Origin of the sequence: Candidatus Flexicrinis affinis, from assembly GCA_016716525.1 — a bacterium.
Classification (GTDB): domain Bacteria; phylum Chloroflexota; class Anaerolineae; order Aggregatilineales; family Phototrophicaceae; genus Flexicrinis; species Flexicrinis affinis.
This window is the reverse complement of record JADJWE010000006.1, coordinates 301,516-315,431: the sequence shown is the minus strand read 5'-3', so window position 1 is coordinate 315,431 and position 13,916 is coordinate 301,516. Positions and strand designations below refer to the sequence as shown.

The 13,916-nt window shown below is 63.9% G+C and carries 10 protein-coding genes; 7 read left to right on the top strand and 3 right to left on the bottom strand.

Annotation, left to right across the window (positions count from 1 at the left end):
* Window positions 1-2 precede the first annotated feature (2 nt).
* Window positions 3-1,400, bottom strand: a complete 1,398-nt coding sequence (locus IPM16_16655; GenBank protein MBK9124733.1) for a tetratricopeptide repeat protein — start codon at window positions 1,398-1,400, stop codon at window positions 3-5.
* A gap of 130 nt (window positions 1,401-1,530) precedes the next feature.
* Between IPM16_16655 and IPM16_16650 the strand changes: the two genes are divergently transcribed.
* From IPM16_16650 to IPM16_16635, 4 genes are all read left to right on the top strand, one after another.
* Window positions 1,531-2,481: a hypothetical protein gene (locus tag IPM16_16650; GenBank protein ID MBK9124732.1), complete on the top strand. Its 951-nt coding sequence runs from the start codon at window positions 1,531-1,533 to the stop codon at window positions 2,479-2,481.
* A gap of 188 nt (window positions 2,482-2,669) precedes the next feature.
* Entirely contained in the window at window positions 2,670-3,974 is a 1,305-nt protein-coding gene (locus IPM16_16645; protein ID MBK9124731.1) for an N-acetylmuramoyl-L-alanine amidase, read from the top strand.
* 3 nt (window positions 3,975-3,977) lie between these two features.
* Entirely contained in the window at window positions 3,978-4,328 is a 351-nt protein-coding gene (locus IPM16_16640; GenBank protein ID MBK9124730.1) for a glutaredoxin family protein, read from the top strand.
* Between the two features lie 4 nt (window positions 4,329-4,332).
* A complete protein-coding gene (locus tag IPM16_16635) occupies window positions 4,333-5,190 on the top strand; it encodes a GNAT family N-acetyltransferase (protein MBK9124729.1) in 858 nt (285 codons plus the stop codon).
* 6 nt (window positions 5,191-5,196) lie between these two features.
* On the opposite strand, the gene IPM16_16630 is transcribed toward IPM16_16635, so the two are convergent.
* Window positions 5,197-6,105: an LCP family protein gene (locus IPM16_16630; protein ID MBK9124728.1), complete on the bottom strand. Its 909-nt coding sequence runs from the start codon at window positions 6,103-6,105 to the stop codon at window positions 5,197-5,199.
* A 145-nt stretch (window positions 6,106-6,250) separates the two neighbouring features.
* On the opposite strand from IPM16_16630, the gene IPM16_16625 reads away from it, so the two are divergent.
* Together IPM16_16625 and iolG are read left to right on the top strand one after the other, a co-directional pair.
* The gene (locus IPM16_16625) at window positions 6,251-7,147 is read left to right on the top strand and encodes a TIM barrel protein (protein MBK9124727.1); all 897 of its coding nucleotides are present in this window, start codon (window positions 6,251-6,253) and stop codon (window positions 7,145-7,147) included.
* Between the two features lie 164 nt (window positions 7,148-7,311).
* Window positions 7,312-8,319 (top strand): inositol 2-dehydrogenase, encoded by a 1,008-nt coding sequence (gene iolG / locus IPM16_16620; GenBank protein MBK9124726.1) that lies wholly within the window; start codon window positions 7,312-7,314, stop codon window positions 8,317-8,319.
* Between the two features lie 134 nt (window positions 8,320-8,453).
* Here the strand turns inward: iolG and IPM16_16615 are convergent, their stop codons facing one another.
* A complete protein-coding gene (locus IPM16_16615) occupies window positions 8,454-9,077 on the bottom strand; it encodes a methyltransferase domain-containing protein (protein MBK9124725.1) in 624 nt (207 codons plus the stop codon).
* Between the two features lie 180 nt (window positions 9,078-9,257).
* Here IPM16_16615 and IPM16_16610 point away from each other — a divergent pair, with 180 nt between their 5' ends.
* Complete coding sequence (locus IPM16_16610; GenBank protein MBK9124724.1) at window positions 9,258-13,877, top strand: hypothetical protein; 4,620 nt, start codon at window positions 9,258-9,260, stop codon at window positions 13,875-13,877.
* Window positions 13,878-13,916 lie beyond the last annotated feature (39 nt).

The window sequence follows — 13,916 nt, the reverse complement described above, 5'->3', positions numbered from 1 at the left end:
GGCTAACGGCGTTCGAGACTGGCAGCGTACAACTGCTGGTTGACGGCGGCCATGCGCACGACGACTGTGAGCGGCCCACTGCCCGGCGCGACAAACGACAGCGCGGCACGTGTCTCGGTGCTGCCCGCCTCGATGTCGCCAGTCGTGGCGATGACCGTGCCGTCGGCTGTAAACACGGCGACGATCGGAGCGCCGCTGCGCGAGAGCGACTCGATCGTCAGGTCGTAGGTGGCGCCAGCGGCGGCATCGAATGTCCATGCGTGTTCGGTATACGGCTGAATGACGGTACGGCGCACGGACCCGGCCGTCAGCGATCCACGCTCTTCGCGGTCGGCCGGGTTGAGGCTCGACGGCGCGCTGAAGCCGAGGTCGTATACGGTGATCGTATCCGGCGTGGCGAACGATGTCGCGTCACCGGTCGAAGTCGGGGTGATTGTTGCAGCGCCGGGGACGGAAAGCGGTGCCGCGCCGACTTCGACGGTCGCCTCAGGCCCGACTTCGTCGGTGGCCTCCGGGTCGATCTCGTCGGTCGCTTCCGGGCCGATCACGGTGCCCAGCGCGGCTGCGGCGGTCTCCGTCATCTGGGCGATATGCAGCACCGTCGCGGCGGCGACCGTCTGCGTGACCGCGGCCGTACCCGCCATCGCGGTTGCCGTGAACTGGCCGCCAATTGGCGTGTCGGTGATCGTCATCGAGGGCGTGACTGTCGGCGTGGTGGTGCTTGTCGGCGTGTGCGTAAACGTCGCGGTCGGCGTATGTGTCGCGGTGAACGTCGCCGTCAGTGTCGATGTGCTGCTGGGCGTGACCGTCGGCGTATCGGTCGCGGTCTCGCTTGGCGTGACAGTCAGTGTCGGTGTCGGCGTGAGCGTCGCGGTCGGCGTGTCGGTCGGGGTTGCTGTGGGTGTATCGGTCGGCGTCGACGTGGGCGTCGGCGTATTGGTGGGGGTGTCGCTTGGTGTCAACGTCGGCAGTACGAACACGGTCGGGTCGGGCTGCTGCGCGGCGGCAAGCTGATTGCGCAGGTCGAGGGCATAGAACGCCAGCGACGCGACCGCCAGCGTAATGGCGATGAACGCCAACGTGATAAAGATCACGCTGCGCGCGCTCGAGCGGCGAGGCTGCGGCTTGTTCTTCTGCGATACTTGCCGCAGCAGGATGCGCGCTTCGATCTTCGCTTCCAGTTCGTCGGCGCGGCGGTCACCCGGCGCCAGACTGCGCATTTCGGCCAATGCCCGCTTTGCCTTGACGGGATCTTGAAGCGCGTTGGCGAGCAGCCACCACAGCTCAGGATTCTCCCGGTCGTTTTCGATCAAGCTCATCAGGCGTTCAACCGCCCGTTCGCGCTTGCCGTCGCGCAACAGGGTCTTCACCTGATCGAACTGTTCGCTGGAGGTGGGCATAACGTGACTCGCCGCAGTGTGCATAGAAACGCAATGCGTAAAAGAATAGCATGAGTCCGCGCGTGGCGATAGCACCCCGCAGCAGACGTGCGTATACTTACACGATGCTTTGTACAAGAAAGCACAATTCATGACGCTGATCGTCTTCTTCATCTTCGGGGCCGTGGTGCTGGGCGCAGGAGCCATGCTGTCCCCGGCCTATCCGACCTCTCAGCCGCGCATCGGATTGAACGCGTCGCTGGCGCTGGCGTTGATCGCAGGCGGGGCTGTGTTCTATGGCACGGCGGCGGGCTGGAATACGTTGGTGGTCGACTACATGCTGTTCCTGCTCGTCACGAGCATCTTTCTGGGCGGAACGCTCAGCTTTGGCCAGAAGCGGGCCGAGGCGCGCGGCGAGGAGTTGGCCGACGCCGATCAAGGCTGGCCCGGGCCGTATGACCTGCTGGGTTTGGGTGCGGCCCTGACCGTGTTCATCGTCGTCGCGCTGGCGCAGGCGGGCAGTGGCGTCGCTGCCGCACACTTGACCTTCGATGCGCAGGCCGTCAACGCCGGCACGGAGTCGCTGTACGTGACCTCCGCGCCGGCCCACACAGCGCTGACCGCCTACTTGAGCGGGCAGCTCAGCGCACCGCTTGGAGAAGTAGGGTGGGGTCTGATCGCCGTGCTGGGCGGGGTGTTCGTGTGGATCGCCTATGATCTCGGCGCCGAACTGCGCGACAAGTCGTTGGGGCGCGTGCTTGCCGCGATCGCTTTCGTGCCGGCGTTGATCACCGTGTTCGCCACCGACGGCGCGATCCTGCTCGGCATGACGTTCACGCTTGCGTTCGTGACCTACAGCGTGCGCTACTTGCGCGGGTCGTCGCGTGCGGATCTGGTGGTTGCCGGGCTGATGCTCGGCGCTGTCATCCTCACCGTGCCGGCTGCTGTGTGGGTCGCGCTGGCCTGTGCGATTGCCGCAACAGCCCTGATTGCCCGCCAGAACGGGCCGGCGCGCGCGGCGCTTTACGCGCTCGTGACCGTCATTGTGGCCGCCGCCGCCACCGCCCCGACGCTGATTCAGCACGGCCTGCCAATACTGTAGGCAGAGGCTTTGCCTGCGCACCTCCACAACAGGTTTACACCCCTTGACCCCAAGACTGCGAAATCGCCACACATGCGTGGCGATTTCGCGCATAGGGAGTCCAGAGGGCGTAAGCCTTCTGGCGGGCTGTGGGGCAGCGCCCCACCTCTCATCATCGTCAAGACGACTTGCGCTATACTAGGCGCGATATGGACGACCGCACGCCCCCCCCTTCTGAAGATCGCAATCGCCCCGATCGCGACGATGCGTCGCGCGATCTGCCGGCGTCGATGATCTTTTCCGAACTGGTGCGGCAGGCCGCGGCACGCCGTGCTGCCGAGCGCAGTGCCACCGATGCGGATGCCGGCGTGCCACCTCCGGCCGATCTTCCGAGGTTCTTCGACGACGACGCCCCGCTGCCGCCGCCGGTTGACCGGCCACCCAGTGCGCCGCGCCGCCCACCAAGCGAACCACGCAAGCCCCAACCGCCACCGGTCAGCCCACCCAAGCAAGCGGAATCGCAGACGCCTGCGCCGCGGCAGGATATCGTGCCCGGCCAGCGCATTCTGGTGTCGGAGCCGCAGATGCCCGCCCCGGTGTACGCACAGCCGGCCGCGCGTCCGCTCACCGACGAAGAACGGGTACAGGCCGCGGCGCTCGAAGCCGAGCGCATTCGCCGCGTGAAGAAGCGTCAAGCGGCGCGACAGGCGCGCCGGGTAGGCGTGCTGGGCGGAGTCATCCGCGCGCTGCTGGTCACCAGTTTCGCCGCCGGCCTGATGGCGACAATCTTGAGCTGGTTCACCTCGGCCGACTTCTTGAGCCCGGACGTGCGGCGCAATATTGCGCAGGTGGTCTATGCCGACCACCCCACGCCGACGCCAACCATCGCGCCGACGCCCAACTGGGCGCGCACCATCGGGATCGTCAGCGGGCATCGCGGGCCGGGACAGGAAGCCAGCTATGATCCGGGCGCGGTATGCGACGACGGCCTGACCGAGAACGAAATCAACTTCGCCGTAGCGTCGCAGGTCGTGCTGGCGCTCCGTCAGCGCGGATACAGTGTGCTGCTGCTTGACGAATTCGACCCGCGCTTGACGGACTTTCAGGGTGCGGCACTGGTCAGCATCCACAGCAATACCTGCGCGCAATATGATGAAGTCGTCAGCGGGTTTTTGGTTGCCAAAGCAGAAGCCAAGCCGCCGGGCGGGCCAGACGATCGGCTGGCCGAATGTATCGCGGCATTGTACGGGGCAGTCTCCGGCCTAGAACGCAGATACGGAACGACCGTTCACATGACCAACTATCATTCCTTCCGCGAAATCCACCCGCTCACACCGGCCGCGATCATCGAGCTCGGCTTTATGCGCGCCGACCGCGACTCGCTCGTCAATCGGCAAGACGTGCTGTCGCGGGGCGTGGTCGAGGGCGTTCTGTGTTTCCTCGAACCGGACAATTTGTTCGGCATCATACCCGCTACCCCTGTACCGACCGCGACAGCTCTCCCGGACGCATAATCCATGCCCCTCACCCTCGTCATGATCAATCGCACGAGCGGATGTCCCCTGTCGACTTTGGCCCGTCGCGTCTTGGACGATCTCGGTGTGGATTACGTCGAGCAGCACTACGACCTCGACCCGGCGGTGCGCGAGCGCCTGCTGCGCTGGACGGGATACCTGAGCATACCGACGTTGTACGTCGCCGACGGCGACCCGGCTCAGCCGATCGCGCCGCCGGAGCCGATCGCGCCGGGCATGTCCCCGCGCGGGATCGACCGCGGCAGCATGCTCACCGAGCCGAACACTGATCAGTTGATGGCATGGCTGCGCAAGCACGGCCTGACCCATGCCAACGAGTGGCTGACGGGCTAGGACAGTGGCGGGCATCGTGCGCTTCCACCACGCGCAAATCACCGTGTCGCCCGATCAGGTCGCGGACGCGCGCGCGTTCTATTTGGATGTGTTGGGGCTGCTGGAACTCCCCAAGCCTGACTCGCTGGTCGGTCGCGGCGGGTTCTGGGCCGCGGTCGGCGATCAGCAGCTTCATATCGGCGTCGAGCAAGGTGTCGACCGGTCAGCCACCAAAGCGCATCTCGCGTATGAGGTCGAAGAATTGGCGGCGTGGCGGGCGAATCTCGAAGCTCGCGGGATCGCCGCGCAAACCGGCGAACCGATCCCCGGTTACGACCGTTTCGAGTTCCGCGACCCGTTCGGCAATCGGGTCGAGTTCATCGCGCCCATCGTCGATCTGGTGCGGCCCCACGCCCGCGCCCGTGCGAGCTTCTTGGAAGCGGTCGAGGAGTTCAAGCCGGAAGGTCGTTACCACGAAGTGTCGCCGGACACGTTCGACAGCTACCTCGCGCGTCTTTTGGCCATGGAGTCCAACCCGCCCCCCGGCTACGTGGCTGACACCGCCCTGTGGCTGATGCGAGGCGATCACTTCATCGGCCGGCTGTCGATCCGGCATCATTTGAACGAAAAGCTCGAACGATTCGGCGGGCATGTCGGCTATGAGCTGCGCCCGACCGAGCGCGGCAAGGGTTATGGCACGCTGATCCTGCGGCTCGGTTTGGAGCACGCGCGCAGGCTGGGATTCCGGCGCGTGATGCTCACGACCGACGTGACCAACGAGCGCAGCATCCGGGTCATCAAGGCCAACGGGGGCGCGCTGCAAGATCGCATCCGCGTAGAAGGGCGCGACGTCGATACGTTCCGCTGGTGGATCGAGTTGTAGGGTTCGCTATCCCGCGTAGTCGGCGCCGAACGTTTCGCGCATCAGGTCTTCGAGCACAGTGCGGTTCGGGGTTTGCACGCGTTCGGTCGTGCCCGGCACCTGCACCGTCGCGATGTACCGTCCGCTCAGGCTGCCGGTCACTACGTACTCGACCGGAACGAAGGCTGCGAACAGCGCCAGCGGCGCCAGTTCGTCCACGGTCAGATCGGTATAGACATGCCCGTCGAGCGACTCCATCAACTGTGGGGCTTGCAGCAGCAGGTCGGGCAGCACCGAGCCATCGGTCGCCTTCAAGCCGAGCGCCTTGAACACCTGCATTTGGCGTTCACCGCGCAAGTAGTCGTTATCGCCGTGCCGGGTGCGCGCAAACTTGAGCGCCGTGCGGCCGTCCAGCAGATGTGTGCCGGACGAAAGGAAAAACGGGTCGAAGCCGTAGTTCATGTCCGGGTAGGTCGGGTCGCTGATCGCATAGTTAATCGTGACCTCGACGCCGCCGAGCGCATCGACCAGTGTGATAAACGCTTCGAAGTCGAAGGCGATGAAGCCGTCGATGAAAATACCGAGGTTGTAGCCGATCGTGTCCATCGCATAGAACGGGCCATAGCCTTCCTGAATCGACTCGCCGCGGATCATCAGCGTATTGGCGCGGATCAGCGAGTCGCTGTCGAGCGCGGCCAAATGCAGGTCGCGCGGGATGTGCAGCACGCCGATCTTGTTGGTCGTCGGGTCGACGCTGACGACCAGCATGGCGTCCGTGCGGGTATTGAGCGTGTCGCGCGCGCCGGGGCGGCGATCCATGCCCATGACGAGAATGGTGAAGCGGCTGTTGCCGTCCCAACGCCCTTGTGCGGCGGCCGGGGCGGCTGCGGTTAGCGTTAAGACAGCCAGAAGTAAAGCGAAGACAATGCGGCGCATGGTGGAATAACCCTGTCCTGCGTAGATGATGACGACTCTCATTATATGGGAGAGTCCCGATTGTCTAGCTGACGCATAGCAGACGGCCGGTAGGCGCGCTAGACTCGGATGATGTGCGGCCAACGTTCGGCACGCGGAGGAAATGATGACGATCAGAATTGCGACCGCCCCGGTGTGCTGGGGTATTTTCGAGTTTGAGGGCGCGGTGCAGCGCTACACGCCCGAACAGGTGCTCGACCAGATCAAAGAAGCAGGCTACGACGCGCTCGAGTACGGCCCGTGGGGGTTCCTGCCCACCGATCCAGCCGAACTTCAGGCAGCGCTGGATTCACGTGGTCTGAAGCTGCTATCGTCGTTCGTGCCGGTTCCGCTGGTGGACCCGGTCCGCCACGACGAGGCACTGGCGCATGCGCTCAAGGTTGGGCGGGTTTTAGCGGCCTGCGGCGCGCGCCATGTCGTGCTGGCCGACGACAGCGGCTCGGTGCCGGAACTGGTCAAGCAGGCCGGCCGCCGCGGCGGATCGTTGTTGGACGCGGCGGCATGGGCGATCGTCGGTGAAGCGGTCAACCGCATTGCGCGCGAGGTGCATGACCGGCTTGGCCTGCACACTGTGTTTCACCATCACTGCGCGGGCTATGTCGAAACACCCGAAGAGACCGCGCGCCTGCTGGACGCCACCGATCCGGCGCTGGTCGGGCTGTGCCTCGATACCGGGCATTACCACTTTGCCGGTGGCGACGCCGTTGAGTGCATCCATCACCACGGCGAACGCGTGCGCTACCTCCATCTCAAAGACTTCGACCCGGCCGTCAAGGAAACCTGTGACGCGGACGAAGCCGATTACTTCGAGGCAGTCAAGCGCGGCGTGTTCTGCGAGCTGGGCCACGGCGCGGTCGATTTCCCGCGCGTGATGAAGGAGATGGAAGGGCTGGGGTACGATGGCTGGGCGATCGTCGAGCAGGACGTGCTGGTGGAGGACATCGACGCGCCGAAACAAGCCGTCGCCCGCAATCGGCAGTACCTGCGCTCGATCGGCTACTAGGGGAAAAGCTGAAAGTGCTGCGTGTTGAGTGATGAGAAGCGGCCAACCCCCATGGATCGCAGGTCACTGAAACACCAAGCGGCGTGTTTGGCGATTCTCGATTAGTCACGTTGGACGTCTCGGTGGCGTATAATGCGCCGCTGCATATCTCTGGGAAGCGTGTTATGACCAAGATCGGTATTGGTGTCATCGGTTTGGGGCGCATGGGCCGCGTGTATGCCAACTTTGTCGCCGGCCAATTGGATGACGCCGAACTGGTCGCCGTCAGCGATCCTCAGCCGTCGGTGCTGGCGCAGTATGCCGGCGTTACGACTGCCAAGGACTATACCGCCCTGCTCGCAGATACGCGTGTCGATGCGGTGATCGTCACGACCCCGACCCATACCCATCGCGAGGTCGTCATAGCCGCCGCGCAGGCCGGGAAGGCGGTCTTCTGTGAGAAGCCGACCGCCCTCACGCTGCGCGAAACAGACGAGATGATCGCGGCGGTCGACAACGCCGGCGTGCTCATGCAAATCGGGTTCATGCGCCGCTTTGATCGCGCGTACAGCGAGGCCAAGCGCCAGATCGACGCGGGTGTGATCGGCACGCCGGTGATGATCCGCTCGATCGGGCGCGACCCGTATCGTACCAGCCTCGAATACGCCAATCCGGCCGCCAGTGGTGGGCTGATCGTCGACATGGGCATCCACGACTTCGACGTCGTGCGCTGGTTGACCGGCGACGAAATCCAGCGCGTGTATGCCGAGACGGCGGCGCTGGTGTACCCGGAACTGACCACTGTCGGCGATGTCGACAATGCGCAAATCACGCTCAAGTTCAACGGCGGCGGGCTGGGCAACATCGAGGTCAGCCGCACGGCCAAGTACGGCTACGACATCCGCGGCGAGGTTGTCGGCACCGAGGGGGCGCTGCAGATCGGTTACTTGCAAGAGACCGCCGTGCTGACCCTCACCAAGTCCGGCGTCCGCCATGACGTCGTGCCGCACTTCCCGGAACGCTTTGGCCCGGCCTACACCGCGCAGATTGCCGCGTTCGTCACCTGCGTCCGCGACGACAAGCCGCCCGCCGTGACGGCGCAGGACGCGCGTGCCGCCCTGCAGGCGGCGATCGCCGCCACGCGCAGCCAACATACCGGCCAAGTCGTCTCCGTGGCCGACATCACGGACTAGCCGGAGAATGGCCGCCAAACCTCACTCCCCGGCCATCTCACCAATGTGGAGATGGGGTGAGGTGTAGTTGGTGAGGCTGGAGCAGCGCGTGATGGGTGCTGGCTTGTTCTCATCACTCATTACTCAGCACTTCCTTACGGCGCGCGGCCGATGACGGCGTAAAGCGGATCGCCCCAACGCGGCACATGATCTTCGGTATGGATGTCGCCGAAGCCGGCGCGCTCGAGATAATCAGTCACCAGCGCTTGATGTTTGGCGTCGTCGGTGAACAGCCACACCCACACGGCCTTCGACGGAAAACAGCGGTTGCTGAAGCTCACGATGAACGGCGCTCGCGGGGTCAGGACGCGCCGCACCTCGCGAAAAACCTCGATCGGGCGTGTGAGGTACTGTATCGACACGGTGCACAGTGCCGCGTCGAACGATCCGTCGGAAAAGGGCAGATCGGGCGTCGCGTTGAGGTCGTGCACGAGGTAATCGTCGAGCTGCGGGTTGTCGGCCATCTCATCGCCGTTGAGGCCCAATCCGGTGACGTGACCCAACGCCGCGTCGGGCGGCAAATGCGACCGCCAACTGCTCATCAGGTCGAGGACGCGCCCGCCAGCAGGCAGCAGCGGACGAAACACGCGCTCGCGCAGCATGTCGATGGCGGAATCGTCGATGTGTACGACCTTGCGCGCGACGCTGTAAAACTGACGATCGTTGCTGTCATCCTCACGCGCAAAGTATTCGGGCGGGTAAGGCGTTGGGTCGCTCATCACGCGCGTCCTCGATCCGGCACCATCTGCAGAGTATGGCATGAGGGGAGCGAACGCGCATGTCAATAATCTGTGAATGGTTCCGTACAACTCTCCGACAAAAAAACCTGCCTCTATTGACCAATGTTTCGGTACACTGCAATTCAGACGGAATAGCTGGCATACTTTGCCGGGGTCGCTATGTCGCACCTGCACCCTGAACCCAATTCTCACACGCCCATGCGCGAACGCGGTCAGGCAATCATCGAATACGCCTTGATTGCGGTCCTTGTCGGCATTGCCTTCGGCTTGGCCCTCGCCGCGAGCGCGCCGGTGACCTCGAACCTGTTCAACGCTGTGGTGAACGACATCCTGCAGCAAACGGTCGTCGGCGATGCGCCCGACCGCGACGAGTTCTGGGGCACTGTGACGAAGGTCTTCGAGTTCACGCCGACGGGTGGCGCCATCGCCACCAACACGCCGGCGAACCCGACCGACATTCCCACGGCCGGCCCGTCGCCCACGGTGACCAACACCTACACGGCCACTGTGCCGGCGCCTACTTCGACGCCGACGCTGACGCCGACGTATGGCGACGACTACAAGGACGCGCCGTTCAAGGACACCGCGGACGAAGCGCGTCGCTGGCGTATCGACAACAACATCGCCCTCGGCGGGTTGCCGTGGACGGGCGAGTTCTACCCCAACCGCACGCTGAGCGGCACGCCCGACCACGTCATTTCCGGTATCTGGGCGCTGGATTACAACGGTGCGTTCGTCGCGAGCTGGCGAACGACCGATTTCTCGGCAACCTTCACGCGGACGATCGAACTGCCGTCCGACATGAGCTTGTCCTTCCGCGTGGTCACAAACGACGGCGCGCGCGTCCGTGTCGATGGCAGCCCGGTCACCATCGCCGATTCAAACGGCAATACCAACAGTTGGACGGATCAGGCCGCGACGCTGTACACCGGCTCGATTTCCTTGGCCGCCGGCGAGCATACGATCGAGGTCGACTACTATCAGGGCGGCGGCACGTCAGTTCTGAAGGTCGAGGTGCTTGGCTCCGGCGCGAACCCCGACGACTCGGCAGTAGACGGTACCGGCACAGCCTCGGGCGGCAGCTTCAACTGCGGCTGGGGCATTTACGACGACGAGAACGACTCCAACACCGAACGCAATCTGTTCGACGACTACGTGTTGGGCGAGAACCAGACCGGCACGCTGTGCTACCTGGAGTGGCGCGGCGCTGTCCGTATTCCAACCAGCATGACCAATCCCCAGATGATCTTCTGGGACACGTGGGAGTTCGACAGCCCCGGCACGGATGGGTGGCTTGAAGTCGCCGAATACATCCCGGTAGACCCGTTGGCCTTCCCGCCAACCGCCAACCGCAGCGCGATGACGTGGCAGAAGATCGACCTCGGGCGCGCCGGCACGACCAACTTCAACTGGACGCGCAACGTCGTCGATCTGGCGCCGTATATGACCGGCTTTACCAGCAACCGCTTGACGTTCCGCTTTGCCATGCGGATTTCGTCGGGCGCCAGCGGTGACCGGCAGTGGCATGTCGACGATGTCGAGTTCAAGGACAAGACGCAGCAGACCTTCAACATGGATCAGCTGTGGACGTTGAACAACGCCGACGAGCGCTTCGATTTCATCACCACCGGTGGCATCAACAACCCCGGTGACCAGAAGTCCGGTTGGGCGCTTGTGTCGAACAACAAGTTCGGGCCCAACGGCTTGGCCTTCCATGACAGCGCCGACGATACCGTCGACACGCAAGATGCCGTAGCCGGCACTAACGGCAGCGTCTACACCTACTACAAGCGCCATAACGACTCGCCGGTCAGCAACGACATCGACGATGTCCGTGTCAATTATCTCGAGTTCGATGGGTTCATCGACCTGACGACGCTGCCGGCAGTCGACAGCTTCGGCAACGACGGCGATCCGGTGCTGTCGTTCTATCAGGGCTATCACGTCGGAAGCCGTACCGGGCTCGTCGTGCAGTATTCGACCACGCCGTTCGATGTGGCACCGGCGGTGTGGACAACCTTCGACGACGGCGAAATCCGGCCGATCACAGCGACCGGCGAGGTCAAGCAGACCACGCTGCAAGAAACGGTGATCAGCCTCAAGAACATCCCCGGCAACCCGACGCAGATTCGTATTCGCTTTGCGATGCTGGTGCACGCTCAGGCGGACACGAAAGATGGCTGGTGGATCGACCAGATTCGGCTCGGCCGCGACGAGACGCCAAAATACACCGACTATCCGTTTACCGACAACGTGCAGGACGAAGGCCCGCTTTACTTCTGGCGCTTCACCGGCACGTGGGGCCCGACCGACGAGCACGGACATGTGCGCGTGGGCGCCCCTGAGACCGATGTCGAGTACTCGTACGCCGCGGCACCGAAGAGCAACTACATCGACGGGCAGACGACCTACCTGACTCTGCGCTGGCCGATCGACCTGTACAACGATACGCCGGGCAAGATCGTGCTGATCGGGCCGGGCGTGACCACCGGGACCAACTCGTACACGCCAGCCGCGACCAATCCGGTTTTGACCTTCTACCACCGGCGCGAGCTGGCATCTGCCGATCAGTTCATCATCCAGTGGAAGCGGGTGGACGAAGCGGATACGGCATATCGCACGCTGTGGATCTACCGCCATAACATGGGGCGGGCGATCAACCGCACGTGGGAACCGACCAAGGTCTCGCTGTATCCGATCCTGCGCCAGATCGCGCTGGACGGCGGCGGCGCGCCGGGTGTGGGGTCGGGCGCGGACCTGCGCGACGACGATGTGGTGATCCGCTTTGCGCTGGGCGCGGACGCCTCCGCGAGCGAGCGCGGCATCTACATCGACGACATCCGCTTCGGCGAGGACACGACACCGGTCTGGCGCCTGTGGCCGGTGTTGGAGAGCAGGAACGACTGGTTCAATGGGACGCCAATCGGCAGCGGCAGTGGCTCGACCTTCTTCAGTGAGCCGGACGGCTCAGTGGATGGCCGCCGCTTTGAGAACGACTGGAAGCTGGGCGGCACGTGGAACGCGGTGGTCTTTGAGGCCCGCGCGGGCAGCGGCGCCATGAGCTTCCACGACAGCGCGCTCGGCGGGCAGGACCGCGCGCCCATCGGCTACGGCAGCGACTATGGCGACTCGGCATGGGCGACGCTAGGCAACACCTACAGCATCCTCGAGCTGGATCGCGTGTTCGACCTGCGCGGCGTCTACGCCGACGACGAAGCGCCGGTGCTCAACTTCTGGTCGCGCTACCACATCGGACGGTACACCACGCTGCGCGTTCAGGTCTCGCGCGAGGATACCCGCTCCGCGACCGCGATCGACACCGCCGCGCAGGCCGCCTGCGGGCCGAACATCCTGCAATGCTTCACGTTCGAACGCGGCTGGCTGCCGTGGACCGACGTGTCGTCGCCGTTCTTCCCGATCGGCAGCACCGGCGGCGACTCGAAGAGCTACGGTTGGAGGCGCTACCAGATCGACCTGTCGCCATATGGCTACAGCGCGATCAACAGCTCTGCCGGCTCGCGCATCCGCATCCGGTTCGTCTACGATGCGCTCACGACCACTACCAACTATGATGGTTGGTACCTCGACGGCATCGACGTTCGCTACCGGAAGCCGTATAGCAACATCACGGTCATCCAGAACAGCAACTTCATCGACTACGCCGGCAGCATGGTCAACTGGATCCCCGAAGGGTTGTGGGGCCTCGACCCGAACATCACGCTCGGTGGCAGCGGCGCGATCGTCAACCTCGGGGTGTGGACGGGTGACTGGATCAACTGCAGCGACTGCGTCAGCATCGGTCAGAGCCTCGGCTATAGTGGTAGCATGCGTTTCCGCATGGGTGCAGACTACGTGTTGGAAACCGAGAGTCCGCAGCGTGCGCCCGTGGCCACGGTACCGTATACGCAGATCAACGTAGCGCCGTCTTGTAAACCCGTAACGGCGCTGCCAAGCTGCGATCGGTTCCTCGGCGAATTCACGCTGGACGTGCTGGTCGACGGCGTGAGCTTCCAGAACGGTGTCCGCAACTTCAGCACCCGTTCCGACGATGGCGTGCGCATGAAGATCGAGGAACTCGATGCCGGCGGCAACCCGATCACACCTGTGCCGTTTGAGTGGAATGTCATCAACAACTGGACGGATCACTCTCCGACGACCAATACGGGCAGCTTCAACTTCTTGTTTGGCCGGCGCTACCGCCTTACGCTGCAGTACTTTGAGAACAGCGGCGGTGCAGTGATCCAACTCAGCGTGAGCGACGGCAGCTACTCGTTCTCCGACAGCCCGAAGTATGGCGGCGGCCTGACCCCCGACATCCCGCCCCTTGCGTACGCCAACACGTCGCTGCTGGGCAATCACATCCTCGACCTGACGACGATGGCGCCGGGCAGCTATGCGGCGATGGCGATCGAAACGAAGTGGCGGTCTCATGGAGGCGAACAGTTCTTCGTCGAAGTGAGCACGGACGGCGGGTTTACTTGGGTCGGCAAGAATTCTGATCACGACGACGGTGCGTCGGATGACGCCGACTTTGGCAATGGTGTAAGGGGCCTCGGCAACCCGTACTCGGACGCTTGGCAGCTCCGTACGTACAATCTGTCCGGGTACAACGGTCAGCAGATCTTGGTGCGGTTCCGTTACAACCGCCAGGACTCCGAGTGCTACCGCCGTGGAGACTGCGACAACAGCGATGCCATCAACAATCCATCGCTGAACCTCGTGGACGGCTACTACGACGGCTGGTGGATCGCCTCGATCCGCGTGCTGAAGTTCCCCTAAGCCGCACGATATGACACATGGAACGCGCCCTCCGTCACA

What these genes read in the sequence shown, in the direction of transcription:
- IPM16_16630 (MBK9124728.1), bottom strand. Translation starts at nt 6,105, where the DNA reads ATGCGCCGCATTGTCTTCGCTTTACTTCTGGCTGTCTTAACGCTAACC.
- IPM16_16640 (MBK9124730.1), top strand. Translation starts at nt 3,978, where the DNA reads ATGCCCCTCACCCTCGTCATGATCAATCGCACGAGCGGATGTCCCCTG.
- IPM16_16645 (MBK9124731.1), top strand. Translation starts at nt 2,670, where the DNA reads ATGGACGACCGCACGCCCCCCCCTTCTGAAGATCGCAATCGCCCCGAT.
- IPM16_16655 (MBK9124733.1), bottom strand. Translation starts at nt 1,400, where the DNA reads ATGCCCACCTCCAGCGAACAGTTCGATCAGGTGAAGACCCTGTTGCGC.
- IPM16_16625 (MBK9124727.1), top strand. Translation starts at nt 6,251, where the DNA reads ATGACGATCAGAATTGCGACCGCCCCGGTGTGCTGGGGTATTTTCGAG.
- IPM16_16615 (MBK9124725.1), bottom strand. Translation starts at nt 9,077, where the DNA reads ATGAGCGACCCAACGCCTTACCCGCCCGAATACTTTGCGCGTGAGGAT.
- IPM16_16610 (MBK9124724.1), top strand. Translation starts at nt 9,258, where the DNA reads ATGTCGCACCTGCACCCTGAACCCAATTCTCACACGCCCATGCGCGAA.
- iolG (MBK9124726.1), top strand. Translation starts at nt 7,312, where the DNA reads ATGACCAAGATCGGTATTGGTGTCATCGGTTTGGGGCGCATGGGCCGC.
- IPM16_16650 (MBK9124732.1), top strand. Translation starts at nt 1,531, where the DNA reads ATGACGCTGATCGTCTTCTTCATCTTCGGGGCCGTGGTGCTGGGCGCA.